The organism is Macromonas nakdongensis (assembly GCF_002837145.1).
GTDB lineage: Bacteria > Pseudomonadota > Gammaproteobacteria > Burkholderiales > Burkholderiaceae_C > Macromonas_B > Macromonas_B nakdongensis.
This window is the reverse complement of sequence record NZ_NWMV01000060.1, coordinates 1-21,411: the sequence shown is the minus strand read 5'-3', so window position 1 is coordinate 21,411 and position 21,411 is coordinate 1. Positions and strand designations below refer to the sequence as shown.

The following is a 21,411-nucleotide window of genomic DNA, read 5'->3' as shown; positions in this document are numbered from 1 at the left end:
CACCATGCCCAAAACCACCCAGCCCCAAGCGCACACCGTAACCACACTGCACAGCCGCTGCATCGAAGAAGGCGACTGCTGGATCTGGCAAGGCGCCTGCGACGGCCACGGCAAACCGCAAGTGCGCCACCTCGGCAAAGTCACCTACGTGAGCCGCCTCATCCGCGAACTCACCGACGGCCGCCGCATACCCACCGGCATGGTGGTGGCCTGCAAATGCGGCACACCGCTGTGCGTGGCACCCGGGCACACAGTCGTCACCAACCACCAGGGCCGCGCAGACCTCGCCAAAGCCCGCGGCGCCTACCAAGGCGTGGCCCGGCAGATGAAGATGGCCAACACCAAACGCGCCCAATCGCACATCAGCGAACAAGTCGTGCAAGCCATCCGCAACGCCTGCAGCAGCCGCGTGGCCGCGCGCGAATTCGGCGTCAGCGTCAGCCACTGCAAAGCCATCCGGCGCGGCACAGCGCGGGTCGGCACCAACGTCTTTGCGGGGCTGATGCTGTGAACCCATCCAAACGCCAACTGGCCAACACCTGGCGCAACCCCGTCACCGCCGCCATCCTCAAAAACCAGATCCAGCGCGACCTGCGCAGCCTGCAGACCGACGCCATGCTCCACGCCCTCATCGGCGCCAACGACCCGGTGCTCATCGACAACGCCGGCCGGCTCGCCTACATCACCGCCGACGCCGCCCGCGCCTGCCACATCCCCAACGACGAGCCCGACCTGCGCATCCTCCACGGCGCCGCCCGCGCCCTGGCCGAACTCGCCGCCAACGCCGGCGACCGCCACCAGCACCGCCAAAGCATCACCAGCGGCCTCGCCGCCGCCGAACGCCTGCTGCCCCGCTGCAGCGTCTGGGCCATCGGCACCGCCGCCCTCAGGCTCGACCAGCTCCTCGCCGGCCCCGACGGCCTCACCGTCTACCACATCACCCAACCCGCCGAGGCCGCATGACCGCCTACTACAACGAAATCGACCCAGCCGCCGCCCAGTGGCTGCGCAACCTCATCGCCGCCGGCCACATCGCGCCCGGCTATGTGGACGAACGGAGCATTGAGGATGTTTACCCCAGCGACCTGCGTGGCTTCACGCAATGCCATTTCTTCGCCGGCATCGGCGTCTGGTCCCACGCCCTTCGGTCTGCCGGATGGGGCGACGACCGACCTGTTTGGACTGGCTCCTGTCCGTGCCAACCTTTCAGCGCGGCAGGCAAAGGCGCTGGGTTTGATGACGAGCGGCACCTGTGGCCAGCCTTTCACCACCTCATCAAAGAGTGCAAGCCTGCAACGGTTATTGGAGAGCAGGTTGCAAGCAAGGACGCTGACCCTTGGATCAACCTTGTACACACTGACCTGGAAGCCTTGGGTTACGCCTTCGGGGCGGTCCCGTTCCCGTCTGCGGGCGTCGGTGCGCCGCACATCCGCGACCGACTTTATTGGGTGGGCCACGCCAGCCGCCAGGGACTGGCGCAGCGCGAGTGCATCGCCGGATTTCCTGGCGGGGCGACTGGAAGAAACCAGGGGCAAACCACTGAGCGAACAGGCGTTCACATTGGCGGGCTGGCCCACCACGACTGTGACGGACGCCAGCCGGGGCGTGAAGGAGGCCAGGCCCTGGGACACGGGCAAACCGCTGGGGCAGATTGTGGCGCTGGCGGGCTGGCCGACGACCAGAGCTGCGGACGGCGAGAAGAACGTCAGGACGCTGGAAGGTGCGCTGTCGGAAATGGAGAGAAAGGGATCGCCGCAGGACTTGAGCATGGCGACAGCGATTGCAGGCCCGGCCCGACTAACGGCTTCTGGCGAGATGCTGATTGGCTGTTCTGCCGGGATGGAAAGTGGCGGCCAGTTGAACCCAGCACATTCCCGCTGGCTCATGGGGCTCCCGCCCGAGTGGTGCGCCTGCGCGCCTACGGCAACGCCATCAACGCGAAAGCCGCGCAAGCCTTCATCGAGTGCGTGATGGAGGCCGCATGACCATCAAAACCACCACCGACCGCACCGCCTGCGTCGACACCGAAATCCACTGGATCGACGCCACCCAGCACCGCCCACCCAGCGGCGCCAAGGTCCTGTGCATCAACCAGCGCCACGGCATCGCCGTGCTCTCCACCTGGCTGCCCAGCCACGGCTTCACCCACTGGCACCCCCTGCCCACCTGGAAAAAACCATGAAACTCCGCATCCTCAAACTCCACCCCAATGCCCAGGTGCCCGCCTACGCCCACGCCGACGACGCCTGCTTCGACCTCGCTGCCGCCACCGTCGCCGGGTTCAGCCACGTAGGCACCGGCATCGACCACGGCCAGCCCGTCATGTGCTGCACCGGCCTCGCCTTCGAGGTGCCCCAGGGCCACGTCATGCTCATCTTCAGCCGCAGCGGCCACGGCATCAACCAGGGCCTGCGCCTGGCCAACTGCGTCGGCGTCATCGACCCCGGGTACACCGGCGAAGTCATGGTCAAGCTCACCCAGGACATGCTCTACGACGCCGAACTCGACGCCCGCTGGTCATTCGTCAAACCCGGCGACCGCATCGCCCAGGCGCTCATCCTGCCCGTGCCCCGCGTCGAATTCGAGGTGGCCGAGCAGCTCACCATCACCGAGCGCGGCGCCAACGGCTTCGGCTCCACCGGGCAGGGGGCGGCATGACCACCGACAGCGTCACAAAATCCGACGGCTGGGACGTTTACCACGTCCGCGCCAGTCACGAGTGGGCCACCATCGCCGTCAAGGGCTGGCAGGCCATTGACGTGGACCAACGGCCGCGCGAAATCGGCGAAATCCTGATCCACAGCAGCTACGGGAGCTGGGCGTACCGGTGGAGCCACCTGGGCAAGCCGTTCAAGGGGTGGCTGGCCGAGGCTGACGACCCGAGCTACATCGCCGGCAAGTTCCTGGGCTCCGAGGCCTACGTCTTCGACGGGGAGAAGACGGTGCGACAGCTTCGGCAGAGCCTGCTGGAGCACCGCAAGACCGGCGACATCACCAAGGGCGACGCGCGCGCCATCTGGGACTGGATCGAGTACAACGAGTACGACCTGGAAAGCAGCTCGGACCGGTTTGTTGAGCGCATGCGGGACTGCGAAGACGAAGCCGATTGGCCGACTCAAAGCGGAAGGTTCAAGGATGCGACTCCAGAGCGAGGCGCGCGCTACTTCCTCCAAGAACCCTGGGAGCGCATCGCCACATCACTGGACCGGTCGTTCGTCCGTTTCTGGGAAGTCCTGATGCCCGTCTTCCAGCAGGCCCTGCGCGACGAAATTGAATCCACCACGGAGGCAGCATGACCCAACCCACCCGCCGCGTCCGCGCAGGCCGCCCACCCGACAACACCGGCTGCCTGCCCGTGGACTACACCCAGGCCCAACTCGACGCCTGGCGTGCCGAAGAAGCCGCCCAGGCCAGCGCCGACCGCGCCCTGCGCCTGCTGGTCGCCGGCTACATCGCAGCCATCTTCATTTGCATCGCCGCCCTGGCGGTTTGGGGGAACGCATGAGCACGCAGCACACACCGGGGCGACTGGTCGCGGAAGAACTGGACCAGGATGCCGACTACACCTTCGTGATTCGGCAAATCGACGGCGACCCATACCCGCTCCCTGTTGCCGACTGCAACCGCCCGGCCGACGCCCGCCGTCTGGTGGCCTGCTGGAATGCTTGCGAAATGGTCAGCACCGAAGACCTTGAGGCACTGACACGCCCCGCCGATGTGTCTTGGGCTTGCACCATTGACCGTCTTGTGCGGGAACGCGACGAACTGCTGGAGGCGCTGAAGCGAATCGTGGACTGGGATGACGTCGGACTCGCGCTGACGCAAGACCACGTAGTCCAGGCCCGCGCCGCCATAGCCAAGGTGGAAGGGGGTGCAGCATGACCCAAGCCAACCGCCACATTGGAAGATTCACAGCGCCTGCGGAATGGGCGCGATGCTTCAAAACAGAACTTAAGCGCGTCATGGGCCAATGCATCGTTGTGCGGGCCAAACACCTACTTGTGTCCGACGTGATCGAGTATTGGGCTGTCTGCCCGCACTTTCGAGCCATAGCCGAAGGCGAGATAGCACCGAAATATCGCTGGGTGTTCACCGCAGACGGTGATATGTGGCCCGAGGAGGAAACAGGACTATGACCCACCCCACCCGCCACGTCCGCGCAGGCCGCCCACCCGACAACACCGGCTGCCTGCCGGTGGACTACACCCAGGCCCAACTCGACGCCTGGCGCGACGAAGAAGCCGCCCAGGCCAGCGCCGACCGCGCCCTGCGCCTGCTGGTCGCCGGCTACATCGCAGCCATCATGCTGTGCATTGCCGCCCTGGCGGTTTGGGGGAACGCATGAGCAAGCAATCCGAGGCAAAGGCCGAGCAGAACTACCGCAAGACGGCCGACACCTGCGCGAACTGCGCGCACTTTGAAAGCACCATCAAGACGATCAAGTCAGGATGGTACGGAACGTGGCACGAAGAAACGGGTAAGCGTTGCACACTCGGCGGCTTCGCCGTCGGCAAGACCGCGACTTGTGACCGGCATGTGCTGGTGGATCGGAGCAAGTCATGAACGCGCGGCACACACCGGGGCCTTGGGCCATCGAGCATGAAACCGACATAACTGGATCGGAAAACAGCCCAGAAATTGGATGTGTCGGCAAGGTCGATATTGCGCACGTTTACCTGCGCGCCGTGCCCGGCAAAACCGAAGCCAACGCCCGCCTGATCGCCGCTGCGCCTGATCTGCTGACGGCGCTGCGCATGGTCATGGCGTGTGCCGGGGATATTTCGGCGGCGCCGGACGGCCTGCTTGAAATGGCTCTGGATGATGGCGACGAAGAAGCGCGCAGGCAGGCCAATGCGTTTCTCGTTGCCAGAGCAGCCATCGCCAAGGTGGAAGGCGGTGCAGCATGACCACCCTCCCCCAACGCCTGCGCCAAATGGCAGACCACACCGGCCTGGATGCGGTGGCCGAACTGTTGCGAGAAGCCGCCGACACCATCGAGCGCCGCGAGGCCGTCATTCGCATCCTGGAGCGAGATGCGCTGGCAGAGCAGCCGGCAGAGCAGGAGCCGGTGGCGTGGGTTGTTGACATGAACGGCACTGAAAGTCTTGAGTGGCACAGCGACGTACAGGCTGACTTGATTTTCGGCACTGCTGTGCAACCGCTCTACACCGCACCCCACCCCGCCAAGCGCAAGCCGCTGACCCGCGAGCAAGTACTGGCGATTGTTCAGTCAAACCCAGACACCACGATGGCTATCCGTATGACGGAAGCCGCACACGGCATCACTGGAGAACCCAAAACATGAAAACCCTCATGCTCCTCATGACCCAGTACGACGCCCGCGCCGTCCTGCCCGTCGAGACCGTCTGCCGCGACTATTTCCAGCACCTCACGCCCGACAAATTCGTGCGCAAGTGCAGCGCCGGAGAAATCCGCCTGCCACTGATCCGCATGGAAGGCTCGCAGAAGTGCGCCAAGGGCATCCACCTGCAAGACCTGGCCGAATACCTCGACCAGCGGCGCGCAGCGGCCCTCAAAGAAGCGGCCCAAATCGCCATGTAGTGCTACGCAAAGTGCTACATGGCCCAAAAGAAAACGCCCTCATCAGAGGGCGTTTTGCATTCCATCAGTCCAATCCAGCATCGGCGCCACGCTCAGGCGCCAGGGGCTGATGGTCGGGTCGGGAGAAGTCACGCTCATGGAGCGAGATTATCCGCGCAGACACAAAAAAACCCGCCGAAGCGGGTTTCCAATGGCTGGCTGCCGGGCATCAGCCCATGTGCAGACCGCCGTTGCAGGAGAAGTCGGCCCCGGTGGTGAAGCCGGAATCCTCACCCGCCAGCCAGGCGACGATGGAGCCGATCTCTTCCGGACCACCCAGGCGCTTGACCGGGATGGTGGCGACGATCTTCTCCAGCACGTCGGGCCGAATGGCGCGGACCATGTCGGTGCCGATGTAGCCCGGGCTCACGGTGTTGACCGTCACGCCCTTGGCCGCCAGTTCCTGGGCCAGCGCCATGGTGAAGCCGTGCATGCCGGCCTTGGCCGCCGAGTAGTTGGTCTGACCGGCCTGGCCCTTTTCACCGTTGACCGACGAGATCTGGATGATCCGGCCAAAACCACGTTCCACCATGTCGGGCACGACTTGCTTGGTCACGTTGAACATGGAAGTCAAGTTGGTGCTGATGACGGCGTCCCAGTCTTCCTTGGTCATCTTCAGGAACATGCGGTCGCGGGTGATGCCGGCGTTGTTCACCAGCACGTCGATCGGGCCGTGCTCGGCCTTGGCCTTGGTGAAGGCTTCGACGGTGGAATCCCAATCGGCCACGTTGCCCACGCTGGCGTAGAAGGTGAAGCCCAGGGCCTGCTGCTCGGCCAGCCACTTTTCGTAGTCGCGGGTCGGGCCGCAACCGGCGATCACCTTGAAACCGGCCTTGCCCAGGCGGTGGCAGATGGCGGTACCGATACCACCCATGCCCCCCGTGACGTATGCAACTTTTTGACTCATGTGTATCTCCTCTGTGTGAATGAGTGTGGGTGAAAAAATCAGCGCTCGACGGTCAGCGACACGCCCATGCCGCCGCCGATGCACAGCGCGGCCAGGCCCTTCTTGGCGTCGCGGCGCTGCATTTCGTGCAGCAGCGTGACCAAGATGCGGCAGCCGGACGCGCCAATGGGGTGACCGATGGCAATGGCGCCACCGTTGACGTTGACCTTGGCCGGGTCGATGCCCAGTTCCTGGTTCACGGCACAGGCCTGGGCGGCGAAGGCTTCGTTCAGCTCGAACAGGTCCACGTCGCTGGCGGCCCAGCCGGCGCGCTCCAGCGCCTTGCGCGAGGCCGGTACCGGGCCCATGCCCATGGTGGCCGGGTCCAGACCGCTGGTGCCGAAGCTCTTGATCTTGGCCAGGGGTTTCAGGCCCAGGGCGGCGGCCTTGCTGGCCTTCATCACCATCACGGCGGCGGCACCGTCGTTGATGCCCGAGGCGTTGCCGGCGGTCACGCTGCCGGCCTTGTCGAACGCAGGCCGCAAGCCAGCCAGCGCGTCAGCGTTGGTCTTCTTGTTGATGAACTCGTCGGTGTCGAACACCAGCGGATCACCCTTTTTCTGGGGAATCACGACCGGCACGATCTCGTCCTTGAACTTGCCGGCGTCCTGGGCGGCGCTGGCTTTTTGCTGGCTGCCCAGGGCCAGGGCGTCCTGCATTTCACGGGTGATGCCGTGGGCCTTGGCCACGTTCTCGGCGGTGATGCCCATGTGGTACTGGTTGTACACGTCCCACAGGCCATCGACGATCATGGTGTCCACCATTTTCCAGTCGCCCATGCGCTGGCCGTCGCGGCTGCCCGGCACCACGTGCGGGCTGGCGCTCATGTTTTCCTGGCCGCCGGCGATCACGATCTCGCTGTCGCCCCAGGCCACGGCCTGGGCGGCCAGCATCACGGCCTTCAGGCCCGAGCCGCAGACGGCGTTGATGGTCAGCGCCGGGGTTTCCTTGGCGATGCCGGCCTTCATCATGGCCTGACGGGCCGGGTTCTGGCCCACGCCCGCGGCCAGCACCTGACCCATGATCACTTCACCGATCTGGTCGGCTTGGACACCGGTGCGCTCCAGCAGCGCCTTGATGACGGTCGCGCCCAATTCTGTGGCGGGGATCTTGGACAGGCTGCCGCCGAACTTGCCCACGGCGGTGCGGGCAGCGCCCACGATCACGATGTCTTCCATGTCATTCCTCTTTCAAGTTGCGGGTGGAAAGGTGGGTTCAGGCCTGGGCCTTGACGTAACGGCCCGGGGCCGCTTCGATGGGTTTGTACTTGCGGTTGCCGTAGGACTTGGGCGCGGCCACCTGTTTGCCGGCCTGGCCCTGGAGCCAGGTGGACCAGTCGCCCCACCAGCTGCCCGGGTGTTCGGTGGCGGCGGCGATCCACTCTTCGGCCTCGGCCGGGAAGTGGTTGTCCACGCCGATCCAGTGGCTGCGCTTGCCCTTGCTGGCGGGGTTGATCACCCCGGCGATGTGGCCCGACGCCCCCATGACGAAACGCTTGGGACCGCCCAGGTGCTGGGTGGTGGCGTAGGCCCCGCCGATGGGCACGATGTGGTCTTCACGCGAGCCGTAGATGTAAACCGGGATGTCCACCTGGCCGAGGTCGACCTTCTCGCCGCACACGGTGGCCTGGCCCGGCTGGCACAGGCGGTTTTCCAGGTAGGTGTTGCGCAGGTACCAGGCGTAGTACGGGCCGGGCAGGTTGGTGCTGTCGCCGTTCCAGTACAGCAGGTCGAAGGGCGGCGGGCTTTCGCCCTTGAGGTAGTTGCCGACGACGTAGTTCCAGACCAGGTCGTTCGGGCGCAGGAAGCTGAAGGTGGTGGCCAGGTCGCGGCCCGGCAGCAGGCCGCCGTTGGCAAACTGCATTTCACGGAACTTGACGAATGCCTCGTCGATGAACACGTCCAGCACGCCGGTGTCGGTGAAGTCGAGCAGCGTGGTCAGGAAGGTGGCGCTGTGCACCGGCTTTTCGCCGCGCGCGGCCAGCACCGCCAGGGCCGTGCCCAGCATGGTGCCGCCGACGCAGAAACCGAGGGCGTTGATGGTGTCGGCGCCGGTGATCTCGCGCGTGACGGAGATGGCCTTGATGACCGCGTCCTCGATGTAGTTGTCCCAGGTTTTCTGGCCACAGGAGGCGTCGGGGTTGCGCCAGCTCACCACGAAGGTGCGGTGGCCTTGCTCCACCGCGTAGCGGATCAGCGAGTTGTCGGGCTGGAGGTCGAGAATGTAGAACTTGTTGATGCACGGCGGCACCAGCAAGAAGGGACGCTCGTAGACCTTGGCCGTCAGCGGCTTGTACTCGATCAACTGGAACAGTTCGTTCTCGAACACCACCTGGCCTTCGCTGGTGGCGACGTTGCGGCCGACTTCAAAGGCCGTTTCGTCCGTCATCGAAACGTGGCCCAGCTTCATGTCGTGGAGCAGGTTCTGGATGCCCTTGGAGATGCTTTCGCCCTTGGTGTCGAGGGCCTTCTTCTGGGCCTCGGCGTTGAACGCCATGAAGTTGCTGGGCGCGCTCGCGTCGATCCACTGCTGCACCGCGAAATGGATGCGGGCACGCGTCTTGGCGTCGGCCTCGACCGCGTCGACCATGGCCATCAGGGTGCGGGCGTTGAGCAGGTAGGCGGCGGCGGCGAAGGCCGACATCGGGTTGCTGCCCCAGGCTTCGGCGGCAAAGCGCCGGTCCTTCGGCGGCTTGACCTGCAAGCCCTGGTTCCAGAGTTCGCCCACTTCGCGCAGGTAGGTCTGCTGGATGCCGACCCATTTTTCGGGATCGAAAGTGACGGGCTGGCCAGTGATCTTGCTGAACAGATCGGACAGGTTGGCGCTGGACGGCAGGGCGAAACTCGGGGTGGGGGTACCGGAGGCCTGGGCGGCCTGGAGCATTTGGGTCCATTGCTGCATGGCCGTCTGCTGGAACTGTTGGGCCGATTGCAACCAGGGGTTGTCTGTGGTCATGCGTGTCTCCGGGTGGGAATGGGGCGCGAGCCGGATGCGGACCGTTCCGGGCGCCATGGGTGCAGTGTCGAGCAAGGAACTTCCATCTGCCTGACAATGGCGGGATCAACAAAAACCCCGCAATAACGGAAGCACATGTATTTGGTCATTCTGGCTTGGCTGTACATCGCCGTTTTGATGGCCGTGGCCGAAGCCATGAACCACAACGGCACCCTCCTCGGAGCTATTGTCACCTTTTTTCTTTACGGTTTAGTGCCCATCGCATTGGTGATTTACCTGATGACCACACCCATGCGTCGCAAGGCCCGTGCCAAGGCCGAAGCCGCTGCGGCATCGGCGGCGCGGCCGGCCGACGCCACCGTACCGGCGGAGAACGCCGCACCGGGCACGGTTTCAGCCCCTCCAGATGCAGGCGGCATGGCGCCCGGTGCTGCCGAGGCGGACCGCGTCGCGGCGGTGCGAGAAGAAGCGTGAGGGGTTGCTGACGGTGCACCAGGGGGAGCTGCCGTCGTTGCCGGCGATGCGCTCAAAACCCAGGTGACGCAGACGCAGACGGGCCAGCCCCGCCAGGTCGGCGAGGAATTTGGGCGGCCCTTGGGGCGTGACCAGCGGGACGAAGGCCGCGTCGCAACGCGCGTCCAGCCGCAGAAAGGCGCGGCGGACCTCGTCGCCCACTTCGAAAGCCTGCGGACCGATGCACGGCCCGAGCCAGACCTGCACGCCGGCCCGGTCCGGCACGTGCCCGGCGGCCGGCCAGTCCTGTACCAAGGCTTCGAGCACGCCCTGGCCGTCGACGCCCGCCAGCCCGCGCCACCCCGCGTGGACCGCGGCCACGCTGTGACCATCGGCTGCGGCCAACAGGATGGGCAGACAGTCAGCCACCATCATGGTGCAGGCCACGCCGGTGGCCTCGGTCCAGCAGGCGTCGGCCACCGCGCCGTCCTCCGCCGCGGCGCTCAGGTGTACCACGCCGACCCCGTGCACCTGGCGGCAGAACACCGGGCGCACCCCGGTCTGCCGCGCCAGTTGAGCGCGGTTGTGCGCCACCGCCAGCGCATCGTCGCCGACGTGGTCGCCCAGGTTCCAGCTGCCGCAGGGGGGCTGGGACACGCCGCCCGTGCGCAGCGTGAACCCCGCCTGCACGCCCGCGGGCCAATCGGCCTGGGCCGGAAGCCAGTGAGGGGACGGGGCCCTGGGGCTGAGTGGCGTCACAGTTCGGCGTCCGGGCAATGGCGGGGATGGGCGCGCTCGAAAGCGTCGAGCTGCATGCAGGCCTCGAACACCGCCAGGGTGCGTGGCAGGTTTTCGTAGCGCAGACCGAAGCGTTGGCCGTTGACGACCTGGGGCACCAGGCAGCAATCGGCCAGTGTCGGCTGGTCACCGTAGGAGTACCGGGAAGGCGGCAGGCCGGCGGCCGCGCGTTCGGCGTGCAGGTCCTGCAAACGCCTTTCGTAAGCCTGCAGGCCCTCCACCACCCAGTGGTTGTACCAGGCGGCGCGCTGCGCCTCGCTCAACCCCAAAGGCCCGCCCAGGTACTGGAGGATGCGCAGGTTGTTCACCGGGTGCACCTCGCAAGCGATGGTCTGCGCCAGGGCGCGGACGCGGGCCCGTCCCAGGGGATCGGCCGGCAGCAGGGACGGTGTGGGATGGGTTTCGTCCAGGTATTCGATGATGGCCATCGACTGGCTCAGCAAGGCCATGTCGGGCTCGCCCTGCACGTCGAGCACCGGCACCAGGGTGTCCGGACTCACGGCGCGGTAGGCGCTGTGCTTGTGCTCGCCCTTGGCCAGGTGCACCGGCACGTACTCGTAGGGCAGGCCCTTGAGGTTGAGCGCGATGCGCACGCGAAAGGACGTGCCCGAACGGAAGTAGTTGTAGAGCTTCATGCGGCAAGTCTAGCGCCGGGCCGCGCCCTCAAGGCGTGTGCGAGGCCACCAGCTTGCGCAGCAGCCGCAACAGCTCGGCCGCCTCGCCGGGGTTCAAGCCTGCCAGCAGACGCGTCTGCGAGCGACCGATGGGCCGCTGCAGGGCCGCCACCACCGCCTCCCCCGCCGGGGTGATCCACAGCAGCCGCCGGCGCCGGTCGTGGCTGGCCCGCTCGCGGCGCAGCCAGCCCTTGCCCTCCAGACGTTCAATCACCGAACCCGAAGTGGCCGCGTCCAGGGCCACCCGCTGGGCCAAGCTGACCTGGTCCAGGCCGGGCTCGTCGAGCAGGGCATTGAGGATGGCGAACTGCACCTGGGTGATGTCGTGCGCCTGGGCTTCGGCCATGAACAGGGCCACCGACACCTGGTGAGCCCGTCGGATCAGGTGCCCCGGAGCGGACGCGAAATCAAAGCTTTCCATGCGCGCATTGTGACTGCTGATACCCCTTTGGCTGGCCCGCCAGCCCCCGGGTCAACCCCGTTCTGGCCACCCCGAATTTGGCGTACAGTGGGGCTGCCATGGCTCCTGAATGAAGGGACTTGGCGCCTGGATGCCCCCACGTCGTCAGAGGAGCTCCCCCCACATGATCGGACGCAGAACCTTGTTGCAGAGCGGGGCCGCCGTGGCCCTGGGCGCGCCGGCGCTGGTGGGCCTGGCCCAGTCCAGCGTGACGCTCAAGTTCCACACCTTCATGTCGCCCACGTCCAACGTGTGGCTGAACATGCACAAGGCCTGGATGAGCAAGGTCGAGCGGGAATCGGGCGGGCGCATCCGCTTCGAGGCCTACCCCGCCATGCAGCTGGGCGGCTCGCCGGTGCAGCTGTTCGACCAGGCCAAGGACGGGGTCGTGGACATCGTCTGGACCCTGCCGGGCAACACGCCGGGCCGTTTTCCGCGCACCGAGGTGTTCGAGCTGCCGTTCATGATGAACAACGCCGAGGCCACCTCCAAGGCCTTCTGGGAATACATCCAGACCAAGGCCGCCGACGAGTACCGCGAGGTCAAGCTCCTGGCCTTGCAGGTCCATGGCCCGGGCATGTTCCACACCAAGACCAAGGCGATCCACCACCCGGACGACCTGCGCGGCCTGAAGATGCGCGGCCCCACCCGCCAGATCACCAAACTGCTGAGCAACCTGGGGGCCACCCCCATCGGCATGCCCCTGCCGCAAATCCCGGATGCGCTGTCCAAGGGTGTGATCGACGGCTGCGCCATCCCCTGGGAGGTGGTGCCCTCGGTGAAGGTGCACGAGCTGACGCAGTACCACAGCGAATTCGACACCCAGGGCGGCGCGCTCTACACCGCGACCTTCGTGATGGCCATGAACATGCGCCGCTACGAGTCCCTGCCGCCAGACCTGAAAAAGGTGATTGACGCCAACGCCGGCATGGCAACCTCTGCCTTCCTCGGCCGGGTGCAGCAGGCGGGCGATGTGCCGGGCCGCAAGCAAGCGGTGGACCGCGGCAACAAGATCAACACCATCGGCCTGGCCGAATCGCAGGAATTTCGCCGCCGCGCCCGCCAGGTGGAGGTGGAGTGGGTGCAGGACATGGACCGCCGCGGCTTCAACGGGCGCGACCTGCTCAACACCGCCCGAGCCCTGATCGAGAAACACGGCAAAGCCTGAGCCGCTGCGATCGGCCGGGCTGGTGGCGGCCCTGCGGCCGTCACGGGCTGGCACTACACTGTGGGCCATGTTTCGCGCCCCCATCCACCACTGCCGCCAATGTGGCACCGCCGTCGAACACCGGGTTCCGGACGATGGCGACACCAAAATCCGCGCGGTCTGCCCGAGCTGCGGCACCATCCACTACGAAAATCCGCTGAACGTGGTGGGCACGGTGCCGCATTGGGGCCCCACCGGCGAGCAGGTGCTGCTTTGCAAGCGCAACATCGAACCGCGCCTGGGCAAGTGGACCCTGCCGGCCGGCTTCATGGAACTGAATGAGACCACGGCCGAAGGGGCGATGCGGGAAACCCACGAGGAAGCCGGGGCGCAGATCGAGATGCAGGGCCTCTTCACCCTGCTCAACGTGGCCCGGGTCGGGCAGGTGCACCTGTACTACCGGGCGCGCCTGCTCAGCGACCGCTTCGAGCCCGGCCCCGAAACCCAGGAAGCACGCCTGTTCACCGAGGCAGAGATCCCCTGGGAAGAACTGGCCTTTCGCACCGTCAAGGAAACGCTGGAGCGTTATTTCGACGACCGCCGCCAGGGCCACTTCGGGGTGCACACCGGCGACATCGCCTGAAGCCGGCCACAGCGCCGCGCCTCAGAGTGGGCGGGTGTAGCCGCGCGCCAGCGCCTCCAGCTCCTGCGGCGGCATGGGTTTGCCAATCAGGTAGCCCTGCACCTCGTTGACCCCGACCGCCTCGATGAAGTCGCATGGGCGCTGGTTTTCCACGCCCTCGGCAATCACGGTCATGCCCAGCGACTGACCCAACACTGTCATGGCGCGCACGATGGCCCGGTCGCCCCGGGCGGTGGTGATCTGGGAAACGAAGGCCCGGTCGATCTTGATAACGTCGATCGGGAATTTCAGCAGGTACTCCATGGAGGAGTGGCCAATGCCGAAGTCGTCCAGGGCGATCAGGAAGCCGGCCTGGCGGAATTCCTGCAGCAATTCGGTGGAATGCTCCACGTCCTGCATGGTCAGGCTTTCGGTGATTTCCAGCTCGATCAGGGATGGCGAGGCGCCGGCGCTGCGGCAGGCGTGGGCCACGGTGTCGAAGAGGCCGAGCGACAGGAACTGCCGCGGCGAAAGGTTGACCCCGATGCGCAGGTTCAGACCGGCACGCTCCCAGGCCGCGGCCTGGCGACAGGCCTCCTGTACCACCCAGGCGCCGACTTCGTGGATCAGTCCGGTCTCCTCCAGCAGCGGCACGAACTGCACCGGGGGCACCACCCCCAAGGTCGGGTGCCGCCAGCGGATCAGGGCCTCGGCACCGGCGATGCGGCCGGCGGCGAAGTCCATTTGCGGCTGGTAAAGCAGGAAGAATTCCTGGCGTTCCAGGGCCTTGTGCAGGTCGCGCTCAAGTGCCAGCTGCCCACGCTGCTGGCGCGCCATGTCCTGGTCGCTGCTGGCCCGCAGACACTGATGGCCCGTGCGTCGCGCCTGGCGCTGCGCGTCCTGGGCGTGCTTGAGGAGCGATTCGGCGTCAGACACGTCACCCGGAAACAAGGCATAGCCGGCCGACAGGGCCAGAAAAATCTCGTGCTCCCCAACCCGGAAGGGCTGGGTCAGCTTGCTCAGCAGGCCCTGAAAGCGCTGGGCCGCGCCGCCCTCGTCCTGGGCCAGCACCATGACCGCAAATTCGTCGCCCCCGACGCGCGCAACCTCCACCCCCACCGGGCCCGCACCGTCTTTCAACCGCTGGCCCACCAGGCCCAGCAGCTTGTCCGCCCCGCTTTCACCCAGGCTCTCGTTGTAGCGCCCGAAGCGGGACAGGTCGATCGTGCCGACCAGCAGCACCTTGTTGCTGTTGATGCGAAAGCCGTCCATGGCGTTGCGCACCTGGCGCACGAACAGGCGGCGGTTGCCGAGGCCGGTGGTTTCGTCGTGCAAGGCCAGGTAATCGACCAGGGCTTCGGCACGCCGGCTGTCGGTCAGGTCCTGGAACACGCCGAACAGCTGGTTGGCGTCTTCGCCCTGAGTGCCGCGCTCGCCAATCAGGCGCAGCACACGCTCATCGGTGCCGGCCAGCAGACGGAATTCCAAGTCCAGCTTGGAGCCGGTGTCACGGGCCCGCTCCAGTCCCGACAGCAGGCGCTTGCGGTCGTCCGGGTGGGTGTACTCGATCAGGGCTTCCAGGTTCGCCAGGTGATGGGCGGCCACACCGGTCAGGGGCTCCAACTCCTCGGACCAGGCCAGGGTGTCACCGCCCAGGCTCCACTCCCAGTAACCCAGGCCGGCCACGCGGCGCACCGCCGCCTCGCGCAAGCGGCTGCGCCGCACCTCGCGGTTCAGCCCCCCGGTGCGCAGGGCGTAGCGCACCCGCTCGGTGAGCAAGGCCCAGTTGATCGGTTTGGTGATGAAATCCGTCGCCCCGGCATTGAAGGCCATCTCGATCGACTGCATGTCGTCGGCCGCGGTCAGCATGATGATGGGCAGGCTCTCGTCGCCCATCAGCAGTCGAATCTGGGCGCAGGCAGAGTAGCCATCGAGCTCGGGCATCACCACGTCCATCAGGATCAGGTGCGGGCGGTGGACTTGCGCCGCCTCGATGCCTTGCTGGCCATTGTGCGCCTCCACCACCTGGTAGCCCTGTCTGCTCAACACGCCACGCAAGGCAAGCCGGGTGGTGGCATCGTCGTCCACCACCAGAACTTTCAGGTTTTTGAGCATGGAGAATGGCATATTTGATTATTCTAATTTAAATATTTAGCTTTTAAAAATTTTCCCACGCCTCAACGGGGCTGGCCCCAACGATTTCAGGCCATCTCCACCGTTTGCTCCATAATCGCGCCGTGTCCTCGCCGCTCAACCCCGCCACGCTGACCGAACTCCAGGGCATCCTGGGGGACGATCTGTTCGACATCACCGACCTCTTCGCCCAGCAGGTCCCGGCGGAGCTGGACGCCTTGGCTGCCTCGGTGCAAGCCGCCGACTGGCCCCAGGTGGCCCGCGCCGCCCACGCGCTCAAAGGCAGTTGTGGCAATGTGGGCGCGGTCGCGTTGTCGCAATGGGCCGGTGGGGTTGAAGTCAGCGCCCGGGCAGGACACAGCGCCGCCGTGCAGGCGGTCCTGGACGAAGCCCCGCCACTGCTGACGCAAACCCTGGCCGCCATGCGGGCCAGCGGTTTCTTGCGCGGCTGAGCAACACCGCACCGCCACCGTCCTCAGCTGAACAGGCGCCGGGTCAACGGCGAACCGGCCGGCAGGCCGCGGGCCTGCAAGGCATCGTACAAGACCTCCAGTTCTGCCCCGATCTGGTCCATCTGGTCCGCCCCCAAGGCCTGACCGGCGGCGTCGGTGACCAGGCCCTCCATGGTCTGGGCCAGGGCCTGGGCCGCCTCGCGCATGCGCACAAAGGGCCGCTCCTCGCGCGCCACGTGGGGCACGTCCAGCGTCAGGAAAAACTCGCGCAGCGCGATCTGCTCGGGGTCGTCGGCCAGGGCCACCTGGGTTTCGTAGCGCAGCACCAGCACCGGGGCGTCGCCCGGGGTGGCGGCGGGCAGCACCATGCGCCCCGGCAGCGCGCCGGCCACAAAACCCAGTTCGGAGGCGTGCTGCGTCAGGTAGCCCGGGCTCCAGGCGGCGCGGCGTGCCCGCACCGAGAAGGTGAGCTGCGCGTCGTGCATACCGGCGAACTGGTCGAGTTCGCGCGCGCGGTTGACCTCCTGCATCATCTCCGGGCAGTCGGGGCTGGCCGCCAGGGTGTCGGCAAAGGCCTGCACCTTGACGACGAATTCGGAAAACTCGATCTCGTTGAGCGGGCCGGTGCGGTTGGCCAGCTGCACGCCGGCCTGCAGGGCGCTGTAACGCTGCCCAGGGCGCGGGCTCTCCCAGTCGCCGCCGGTGGCGTTCAGCCCCTCGACCGAAAACGGCTTGCTGCCGACGCGGCGCGTGCCGGGAAGCGCGGCCAGCACAGCGTCTCCCGACACCACCTGCTCCAGGGCCAGGGGCACCAGGGCATCCAGCGCCGGGGTGAGGCCCGCGGTGCGCGCCGCCGGCACACCCAGACCGGGCTCGGCCACGGTGGCCCCGGGCACCGCGCTCACCCCGACCTCGCCCAGGGTGGGTTCCTGGCGCTCGTCGCTGGCCGGGCGCGGGTCGCGCGCTTCTTCGGCCGTGGGCACAGCGGCCTCGGGGCGCGAACGCTTGGGCAGGTGGCGCCGGGTGGTCCAGCGGTTGTAGGCCCAGACCGCCAGCACCACGGCGGCGCCGATGGCCCACAGGCCGATTTGAAAAGTGCTGATCATGGGCGGGACTCCATCATGCCGGTGGCGGTTTCCATGTCGACCGCGACGATGCGCGAGACGCCCTGCTCCTGCATGGTCACGCCAATGAGCTGTTTGGCCATTTCCATGGCGATCTTGTTGTGGCTGATGAAAAGGAACTGGGTGTCGGCGCTCATGCTGGCCACCAGTTTGGCATAACGCTCGGTGTTGGCGTCGTCCAGCGGGGCGTCCACCTCGTCCAGCAGGCAGAACGGCGCCGGGTTGAGCTGAAAAATGGCGAACACCAGTGCGATCGCGGTGAGCGCCTTCTCGCCGCCGGAGAGCAGGTGGATGGTCTGGTTCTTCTTGCCCGGGGGCTGCGCCATGACCTGCACGCCAGCGTCCAAAATTTCCTCGCCCGTCATGACCAGGCGCGCCTGGCCGCCGCCGAACAGCTCGGGGAACATCTGGCCGAAGTGGGTGTTGACGGTGTCGAAGGTGCTGCCCAGCAGGTCGCGGGTTTCGGCGTCGATTTTCTTGATCGCGTCTTCCAGCGTGCCGATGGCTTCGTTCAGGTCGGCCGATTGCGCGTCGAGGAACTGCTTGCGTTCGCGCGCGCTGCCCAACTCCTCCAGCGCGGCCAGGTTGACCGCGCCCAGGGCGGTGATTTCGCGCTGGCAACGGTCGATCTCGCCCTGCAGGCCGTGCAGCTTGACGGACTCGGCCTCGATGCCCTGGGCCAGGGCCTGCAGGTCGGCGCCGGCTTCGCTCAGCCACTGCTGGTACTGGTCCAGGCCCATGCGCGCGGCCTGTTCCTTGAGCTGGAATTCGGTGATGCGCGCGCGCAGCGGCTCCAGTTCGCGCTCCAGCAGCAGGCGGCGCTCGTCGCTGGCGCGCAGCTGGGCGGTCAGGCCGTCGTAGCGGCTGCGCTGCTCGGCCAGGGCCTGTTCGCGCTGCAGCTTGGCGTCGAGGGCGTCCTGCAACCCGCCTTGGGCGGCGGCGTCGGACAGGCGCTCCAGTTCGCCCAGGGCGCGCTGCCGTTCGTCGGCCAGGGCCACGGTTTGCTGGCGGGCGGTGTCGATGGCGCGCTGCAACTCGCCGCGGCGCGCCTCCAGGCTGCGCTGCGAGAAGGTGGCTTCCTGCGCCTGGCGCTCCAGGGTGCGCGCCTGCTCGCGCGCCTGGCCCAGGCGGCGTTCGGCGTCGATGACCGCGTCTTCCAGCTGGGCGTGGCGCTCCTGGCCATCGGCCAGTTGCAGGTCCAGTTCTTCGAAGCGGCCTTCGGCGGTGAGGCGGCGCTCCTGCAAGGCTTCGAGCTGGTCGTCCACCTCAGCCAGGTCCTGGGCCAGCTGGGTGCTGCGGGCACGGGCCTGTTCGGCCAGTTGCGTCAGGCGCAGGGCCTCGACCTGCAGGGCGTGCGCGCGCGACTGGGCCTCGCTGACTTCGCGGCGGCTGTGCTGCAACCGTTGCTGGGCCTCGGCGTGGGCGGTTTCGGCGCGGTTCAGGGCGGTGCGCGACTCGTCGCGCAGCAGGGTCTGGGCGCGCAGCTGCTTGTCCAGGTTGTCGATCTCTTGCGCGCGGGCCAGCAGGCCGGCCTGCTCGCTGTCGGGCGCGTAAAAGCCGACATGATGCGGGGTGACGCAATGCCCGGCGGGGGTGTAGATGGCCTGGCCCGGCAACAGGTCGGCGCGCGCGGCCAGGGCTTCGTCCAGCCCCGACGCGGCGAAGCAGCCGTGCAACCAGTCGGCCAGAAGGGCCTGCAGCGCGGCATCGTGCAGGCGCAGGCGCTGCGTCAGGGGGGGCAAGCCATGGGTGGCCGCCGCAGGGGTGCCACCGGCCAAAGGCAGGCTGAAGAAGGCCAGCTTGGCCGGCGGGGCGTCGCCGGCCAGGGCGCGCACCAGTTCCAGCCGCGACACCTCCAGCGCCGCCATGCGCTCGCGCAAGGCGGATTCGAGGGCATTTTCCCAGCCGGGCTCGGTGTGCAGGCGGCTCCACAAGGGGCCCAGGCCGTCCAGCCCGTGCTTGGCCAGCCAGGGCTGAAGCTTGCCGTCGGACTTGAGTTTGTCCTGCAGGGCCTTGAGGGCGTCAAGCCGGGCGGCCAGCTCGGCGTGGGTCTGGCCTTCGGCGTTGGCGCGGGCCTGGGCAGCGCGGCGTGCTGCGTCGAGTTTCGGCTCCAGAGCCTCCAAATCTTCCAGCCGGGCGTCGGCCTCGGCCTGGGCTTCCTGAGCGGCGTGCAACTCGGCGGTGACGTCGGCCAGGCGGGCTTCGTCCGGCGCGGCGGTAGCCTGGCGCTCGCTGTGCAGGCGCTCGCGGCGCAGCTGCAACTGGCGCGACTGCTCCTCGATGCCACGCTGCTCCGCCGCCAGCACCTGGATGGCCTGCTGCACCTGGCCCACCGCACTGCGCTGCTGGGTCGCGCGCCCCTGGGCCTGGCGCAGGGCTTCCTCCAGGGCGGGCAGTTGCGCCGCCTGCTCTTCCACCCGCGCGGCCAGAATTTCACTCTGCTCGGCGGCGGATTCGTTCTGCTCGGCCAGGGTGTCCAGCTCGGCTTCGGCGGTGTCCTGCCGCTGGGCCCATTGAGCGGCTTGCTCCTGCAGTTGCACCAGGCGCTGCTGCACCCGCTGGCGGCCTTCGACCACGTAGCGGATTTCAGCCTCCAGCCGGGCCACCTCGGCCCCGGCCTCGTACAGCCGGCCCTGGGCCTGGTTGACCTGGTCGCCAGCGTCGTAATGGGCCTGGCGCACCGCCTCCAGGTCGGCCTCGGTGCGGCGCAGGTCGGCCATGCGGCTTTCCAGGTCGTTCACCGCCTTCAGGCCTTCGGACTGGATGCGGGCCAGTTCGGCCTCGGCGTCGCGCCGCTTGAGGAACCACAGCTGCTGCTGGCGCAGCGTGACCTGGGCCTGCAGGGCGTGGTAGCGCGTGGCCACCTCGGCCTGTTTTTCCAGCTTGTCGAGGTTGGCGTTGAGTTCGCGCAGGATGTCCTCGACCCGGGTCAGGTTCTCGCGCGTGTCACCCAGGCGGTTGGCGGTCTCGCGGCGTCGCTCCTTGTACTTGGACACGCCTGCGGCCTCTTCCAGGAACAGGCGCAGTTCTTCGGGCTTGCTCTCGATGATGCGGCTGATCGTGCCCTGGCCGATGATGGCGTAAGCGCGCGGACCCAAGCCGGTGCCCAGGAACACGTCCTGCACGTCGCGGCGGCGCACCGGCTGGTTGTTGATGTAGTAGCTGCTGGTGCCGTCGCGGGTGAGCACGCGCTTGACCGCGATCTCGGCGAACTGCCCCCACTGGCCGCCGGCGCGGTGGTCGGCGTTGTCGAAGACCAGCTCCACGCTGGCCCGGCTGGCCGGCTTGCGGCTGGTGGTGCCGTTGAAGATGACGTCCTGCATGGACTCGCCGCGCAGTTCGCTGGCCTTGCTTTCGCCCAGCACCCAGCGCACCGCGTCCATGATGTTGGACTTGCCACAGCCGTTCGGCCCCACCACGCCGACCAGTTGCCCGGGCAGGTTGAAGGTGGTGGGATCGGCGAAAGACTTGAAGCCCGAAAGCTTGATGGTGTGGAGGCGCACGGCGGAAAACGGTTGGTCGGACCGGCAGTCTGGCCCAGGGGCATAGTGTAGTGGGGGCCACTCCCGGCCAGCCCGCCAGCCCGGCCCGCCTCAAGCCTCTGGGGCAGGCGGTCGCCAGTGCGTGTGCCGGGCCAGCACGGCCGCTACCCCGGCGGGCGAAATGGGCTTGTTCATGAACCCCTGCATGCCAGCGGCCAGACATTCGGCCTGGTCGGTCAGGTCCCCGTGGGCGGTGACCGCCAAAATGGGCACCCCGGGCACGGTGCCTGAGGTGGCCTCGTGGGCCCGGATTCGGCGACAGGCCTCCAGTCCGTCCATGAGCGGCATCTGCAGGTCCATCAGAACCAGGTCGAAACGCTCACGGAGGCAGCGCTCCACGGCCTCGACGCCGTTGGCGGCGGTGTCCACCCGGCAACCCAGGCGCTGCAACACCAGGGACACGATTTTCTGGTTGACGCCGATGTCGTCCACCGACAGCACGCGCACGGGACCGCCTCCCCCGGCAGCAGGCAGCGCCGGCGGCGCGGCGGTCGCGGCGGTCGC

The 21,411-nt window shown here is 67.2% G+C and carries 28 protein-coding genes; 18 read left to right on the top strand and 10 right to left on the bottom strand.

Annotated elements, in window-relative coordinates:
• Nucleotides 1-4 precede the first annotated feature (4 nt).
• Genes CON77_RS09385 through CON77_RS09325 form a run of 14 tightly spaced genes read left to right on the top strand, consistent with a single transcriptional unit; the run spans nt 5 to nt 5,562 of the window.
• Nucleotides 5-511: a hypothetical protein gene (locus tag CON77_RS09385; protein ID WP_101048896.1), complete on the top strand. Its 507-nt coding sequence runs from the start codon at nt 5-7 to the stop codon at nt 509-511.
• Entirely contained in the window at nt 508-963 is a 456-nt protein-coding gene (locus CON77_RS09380) for a hypothetical protein (RefSeq protein ID WP_101048895.1), read from the top strand. Before CON77_RS09385 ends, CON77_RS09380 begins: the two co-directional genes overlap by 4 nt.
• Nucleotides 960-1,985, top strand: a complete 1,026-nt coding sequence (locus CON77_RS09375) for a DNA cytosine methyltransferase (RefSeq protein ID WP_101048894.1) — start codon at nt 960-962, stop codon at nt 1,983-1,985. The genes CON77_RS09380 and CON77_RS09375 overlap by 4 nt, the downstream gene beginning before the upstream one ends.
• Nucleotides 1,982-2,182 carry a hypothetical protein gene (locus tag CON77_RS09370; RefSeq protein WP_101048893.1) on the top strand — a complete coding sequence of 67 codons (201 nt, stop codon included), beginning with the start codon at nt 1,982-1,984 and terminating at the stop codon, nt 2,180-2,182. Before CON77_RS09375 ends, CON77_RS09370 begins: the two co-directional genes overlap by 4 nt.
• Nucleotides 2,179-2,658 carry a dUTP diphosphatase gene (gene dut / locus CON77_RS09365; RefSeq protein ID WP_101048892.1) on the top strand — a complete coding sequence of 160 codons (480 nt, stop codon included), beginning with the start codon at nt 2,179-2,181 and terminating at the stop codon, nt 2,656-2,658. Before CON77_RS09370 ends, dut begins: the two co-directional genes overlap by 4 nt.
• On the top strand, nt 2,655-3,296 hold the full coding sequence (locus CON77_RS09360) for a phiTE_072 family protein (protein WP_101048891.1): 642 nt from the start codon (nt 2,655-2,657) through the stop codon (nt 3,294-3,296). Before dut ends, CON77_RS09360 begins: the two co-directional genes overlap by 4 nt.
• Nucleotides 3,293-3,505 (top strand): hypothetical protein, encoded by a 213-nt coding sequence (locus CON77_RS09355; RefSeq protein ID WP_101048890.1) that lies wholly within the window; start codon nt 3,293-3,295, stop codon nt 3,503-3,505. Before CON77_RS09360 ends, CON77_RS09355 begins: the two co-directional genes overlap by 4 nt.
• Nucleotides 3,502-3,882 (top strand): hypothetical protein, encoded by a 381-nt coding sequence (locus CON77_RS09350; RefSeq protein WP_101048889.1) that lies wholly within the window; start codon nt 3,502-3,504, stop codon nt 3,880-3,882. The genes CON77_RS09355 and CON77_RS09350 overlap by 4 nt, the downstream gene beginning before the upstream one ends.
• Entirely contained in the window at nt 3,879-4,136 is a 258-nt protein-coding gene (locus CON77_RS15160) for a hypothetical protein (protein ID WP_157826898.1), read from the top strand. The genes CON77_RS09350 and CON77_RS15160 overlap by 4 nt, the downstream gene beginning before the upstream one ends.
• Nucleotides 4,133-4,345 carry a hypothetical protein gene (locus CON77_RS09345; protein ID WP_101048888.1) on the top strand — a complete coding sequence of 71 codons (213 nt, stop codon included), beginning with the start codon at nt 4,133-4,135 and terminating at the stop codon, nt 4,343-4,345. Before CON77_RS15160 ends, CON77_RS09345 begins: the two co-directional genes overlap by 4 nt.
• Entirely contained in the window at nt 4,342-4,563 is a 222-nt protein-coding gene (locus CON77_RS09340; protein WP_101048887.1) for a hypothetical protein, read from the top strand. The genes CON77_RS09345 and CON77_RS09340 overlap by 4 nt, the downstream gene beginning before the upstream one ends.
• Entirely contained in the window at nt 4,560-4,907 is a 348-nt protein-coding gene (locus tag CON77_RS09335) for an XkdD/Y8K6 family phage-associated protein (protein WP_101048886.1), read from the top strand. The genes CON77_RS09340 and CON77_RS09335 overlap by 4 nt, the downstream gene beginning before the upstream one ends.
• Nucleotides 4,904-5,305, top strand: coding sequence for a hypothetical protein (locus CON77_RS09330; protein ID WP_101048885.1), 402 nt, complete (start codon nt 4,904-4,906; stop codon nt 5,303-5,305). Before CON77_RS09335 ends, CON77_RS09330 begins: the two co-directional genes overlap by 4 nt.
• Nucleotides 5,302-5,562 (top strand): pyocin activator PrtN family protein, encoded by a 261-nt coding sequence (locus tag CON77_RS09325; protein ID WP_101048884.1) that lies wholly within the window; start codon nt 5,302-5,304, stop codon nt 5,560-5,562. The genes CON77_RS09330 and CON77_RS09325 overlap by 4 nt, the downstream gene beginning before the upstream one ends.
• A 208-nt stretch (nt 5,563-5,770) precedes the next feature.
• On the opposite strand, the gene phbB is transcribed toward CON77_RS09325, so the two are convergent.
• The 3 genes from phbB to CON77_RS09310 are packed head-to-tail and all read right to left on the bottom strand — an operon-like array spanning nt 5,771 to nt 9,502.
• On the bottom strand, nt 5,771-6,508 hold the full coding sequence (gene phbB, locus CON77_RS09320; RefSeq protein WP_101048883.1) for an acetoacetyl-CoA reductase: 738 nt from the start codon (nt 6,506-6,508) through the stop codon (nt 5,771-5,773).
• 38 nt (nt 6,509-6,546) lie between these two features.
• Nucleotides 6,547-7,725, bottom strand: coding sequence for an acetyl-CoA C-acetyltransferase (locus tag CON77_RS09315; protein ID WP_101048882.1), 1,179 nt, complete (start codon nt 7,723-7,725; stop codon nt 6,547-6,549).
• A 37-nt stretch (nt 7,726-7,762) separates the two neighbouring features.
• Nucleotides 7,763-9,502: a PHA/PHB synthase family protein gene (locus tag CON77_RS09310; protein ID WP_101048881.1), complete on the bottom strand. Its 1,740-nt coding sequence runs from the start codon at nt 9,500-9,502 to the stop codon at nt 7,763-7,765.
• Between the two features lie 135 nt (nt 9,503-9,637).
• Between CON77_RS09310 and CON77_RS09305 the strand changes: the two genes are divergently transcribed.
• Nucleotides 9,638-9,976, top strand: coding sequence for a M48 family metalloprotease (locus tag CON77_RS09305; protein WP_101048880.1), 339 nt, complete (start codon nt 9,638-9,640; stop codon nt 9,974-9,976).
• Here CON77_RS09305 and pgeF read toward each other — a convergent pair.
• The 3 genes from pgeF to CON77_RS09290 are packed head-to-tail and all read right to left on the bottom strand — an operon-like array spanning nt 9,896 to nt 11,848.
• A complete protein-coding gene (gene pgeF, locus CON77_RS09300) occupies nt 9,896-10,714 on the bottom strand; it encodes a peptidoglycan editing factor PgeF (protein WP_101048879.1) in 819 nt (272 codons plus the stop codon). The genes CON77_RS09305 and pgeF overlap by 81 nt on opposite strands.
• The gene (gene maiA / locus CON77_RS09295; protein ID WP_101048878.1) at nt 10,711-11,388 is read right to left on the bottom strand and encodes a maleylacetoacetate isomerase; all 678 of its coding nucleotides are present in this window, start codon (nt 11,386-11,388) and stop codon (nt 10,711-10,713) included. The genes pgeF and maiA overlap by 4 nt, the downstream gene beginning before the upstream one ends.
• A 28-nt stretch (nt 11,389-11,416) precedes the next feature.
• A complete protein-coding gene (locus CON77_RS09290) occupies nt 11,417-11,848 on the bottom strand; it encodes a MarR family winged helix-turn-helix transcriptional regulator (RefSeq protein WP_101048877.1) in 432 nt (143 codons plus the stop codon).
• A gap of 163 nt (nt 11,849-12,011) precedes the next feature.
• On the opposite strand from CON77_RS09290, the gene CON77_RS09285 reads away from it, so the two are divergent.
• Nucleotides 12,012-13,055 carry a TRAP transporter substrate-binding protein gene (locus CON77_RS09285; RefSeq protein ID WP_101048876.1) on the top strand — a complete coding sequence of 348 codons (1,044 nt, stop codon included), beginning with the start codon at nt 12,012-12,014 and terminating at the stop codon, nt 13,053-13,055.
• 67 nt (nt 13,056-13,122) lie between these two features.
• On the top strand, nt 13,123-13,677 hold the full coding sequence (locus CON77_RS09280) for an NUDIX hydrolase (protein ID WP_101048875.1): 555 nt from the start codon (nt 13,123-13,125) through the stop codon (nt 13,675-13,677).
• A gap of 21 nt (nt 13,678-13,698) precedes the next feature.
• Here CON77_RS09280 and CON77_RS09275 read toward each other — a convergent pair whose 3' ends face one another.
• The gene (locus CON77_RS09275) at nt 13,699-15,783 is read right to left on the bottom strand and encodes a putative bifunctional diguanylate cyclase/phosphodiesterase (protein ID WP_101048874.1); all 2,085 of its coding nucleotides are present in this window, start codon (nt 15,781-15,783) and stop codon (nt 13,699-13,701) included.
• Nucleotides 15,784-15,893: 110 nt separating this feature from the next.
• Between CON77_RS09275 and CON77_RS09270 the strand changes: the two genes are divergently transcribed.
• The gene (locus tag CON77_RS09270) at nt 15,894-16,241 is read left to right on the top strand and encodes an Hpt domain-containing protein (RefSeq protein ID WP_157826897.1); all 348 of its coding nucleotides are present in this window, start codon (nt 15,894-15,896) and stop codon (nt 16,239-16,241) included.
• 23 nt (nt 16,242-16,264) lie between these two features.
• On the opposite strand, the gene CON77_RS09265 is transcribed toward CON77_RS09270, so the two are convergent.
• The 3 genes from CON77_RS09265 to CON77_RS09255 all read right to left on the bottom strand — a co-directional run.
• Nucleotides 16,265-17,344 (bottom strand): cell division protein ZipA C-terminal FtsZ-binding domain-containing protein, encoded by a 1,080-nt coding sequence (locus CON77_RS09265; protein WP_101048910.1) that lies wholly within the window; start codon nt 17,342-17,344, stop codon nt 16,265-16,267.
• A complete protein-coding gene (gene smc / locus CON77_RS09260; protein WP_101048872.1) occupies nt 17,344-20,868 on the bottom strand; it encodes a chromosome segregation protein SMC in 3,525 nt (1,174 codons plus the stop codon). Before smc ends, CON77_RS09265 begins: the two co-directional genes overlap by 1 nt.
• 90 nt (nt 20,869-20,958) lie before the next feature.
• Nucleotides 20,959-21,411, bottom strand: a 453-nt coding sequence (locus tag CON77_RS09255; RefSeq protein WP_232788476.1) for a response regulator, incomplete at its 5' end; no start/stop codon positions are given.

What these genes read in the sequence shown, in the direction of transcription:
- CON77_RS09355 (WP_101048890.1), top strand. Translation starts at nt 3,293, where the DNA reads ATGACCCAACCCACCCGCCGCGTCCGCGCAGGCCGCCCACCCGACAAC.
- CON77_RS09330 (WP_101048885.1), top strand. Translation starts at nt 4,904, where the DNA reads ATGACCACCCTCCCCCAACGCCTGCGCCAAATGGCAGACCACACCGGC.
- phbB (WP_101048883.1), bottom strand. Translation starts at nt 6,508, where the DNA reads ATGAGTCAAAAAGTTGCATACGTCACGGGGGGCATGGGTGGTATCGGT.
- CON77_RS09350 (WP_101048889.1), top strand. Translation starts at nt 3,502, where the DNA reads ATGAGCACGCAGCACACACCGGGGCGACTGGTCGCGGAAGAACTGGAC.
- CON77_RS09275 (WP_101048874.1), bottom strand. Translation starts at nt 15,783, where the DNA reads ATGCCATTCTCCATGCTCAAAAACCTGAAAGTTCTGGTGGTGGACGAC.
- CON77_RS09385 (WP_101048896.1), top strand. Translation starts at nt 5, where the DNA reads ATGCCCAAAACCACCCAGCCCCAAGCGCACACCGTAACCACACTGCAC.
- CON77_RS09285 (WP_101048876.1), top strand. Translation starts at nt 12,012, where the DNA reads ATGATCGGACGCAGAACCTTGTTGCAGAGCGGGGCCGCCGTGGCCCTG.
- CON77_RS09280 (WP_101048875.1), top strand. Translation starts at nt 13,123, where the DNA reads ATGTTTCGCGCCCCCATCCACCACTGCCGCCAATGTGGCACCGCCGTC.
- dut (WP_101048892.1), top strand. Translation starts at nt 2,179, where the DNA reads ATGAAACTCCGCATCCTCAAACTCCACCCCAATGCCCAGGTGCCCGCC.
- CON77_RS09335 (WP_101048886.1), top strand. Translation starts at nt 4,560, where the DNA reads ATGAACGCGCGGCACACACCGGGGCCTTGGGCCATCGAGCATGAAACC.
- CON77_RS15160 (WP_157826898.1), top strand. Translation starts at nt 3,879, where the DNA reads ATGACCCAAGCCAACCGCCACATTGGAAGATTCACAGCGCCTGCGGAA.
- CON77_RS09290 (WP_101048877.1), bottom strand. Translation starts at nt 11,848, where the DNA reads ATGGAAAGCTTTGATTTCGCGTCCGCTCCGGGGCACCTGATCCGACGG.
- CON77_RS09360 (WP_101048891.1), top strand. Translation starts at nt 2,655, where the DNA reads ATGACCACCGACAGCGTCACAAAATCCGACGGCTGGGACGTTTACCAC.
- CON77_RS09375 (WP_101048894.1), top strand. Translation starts at nt 960, where the DNA reads ATGACCGCCTACTACAACGAAATCGACCCAGCCGCCGCCCAGTGGCTG.
- CON77_RS09315 (WP_101048882.1), bottom strand. Translation starts at nt 7,725, where the DNA reads ATGGAAGACATCGTGATCGTGGGCGCTGCCCGCACCGCCGTGGGCAAG.
- CON77_RS09340 (WP_101048887.1), top strand. Translation starts at nt 4,342, where the DNA reads ATGAGCAAGCAATCCGAGGCAAAGGCCGAGCAGAACTACCGCAAGACG.
- maiA (WP_101048878.1), bottom strand. Translation starts at nt 11,388, where the DNA reads ATGAAGCTCTACAACTACTTCCGTTCGGGCACGTCCTTTCGCGTGCGC.
- CON77_RS09310 (WP_101048881.1), bottom strand. Translation starts at nt 9,502, where the DNA reads ATGACCACAGACAACCCCTGGTTGCAATCGGCCCAACAGTTCCAGCAG.
- CON77_RS09370 (WP_101048893.1), top strand. Translation starts at nt 1,982, where the DNA reads ATGACCATCAAAACCACCACCGACCGCACCGCCTGCGTCGACACCGAA.
- CON77_RS09305 (WP_101048880.1), top strand. Translation starts at nt 9,638, where the DNA reads ATGTATTTGGTCATTCTGGCTTGGCTGTACATCGCCGTTTTGATGGCC.
- CON77_RS09345 (WP_101048888.1), top strand. Translation starts at nt 4,133, where the DNA reads ATGACCCACCCCACCCGCCACGTCCGCGCAGGCCGCCCACCCGACAAC.
- CON77_RS09325 (WP_101048884.1), top strand. Translation starts at nt 5,302, where the DNA reads ATGAAAACCCTCATGCTCCTCATGACCCAGTACGACGCCCGCGCCGTC.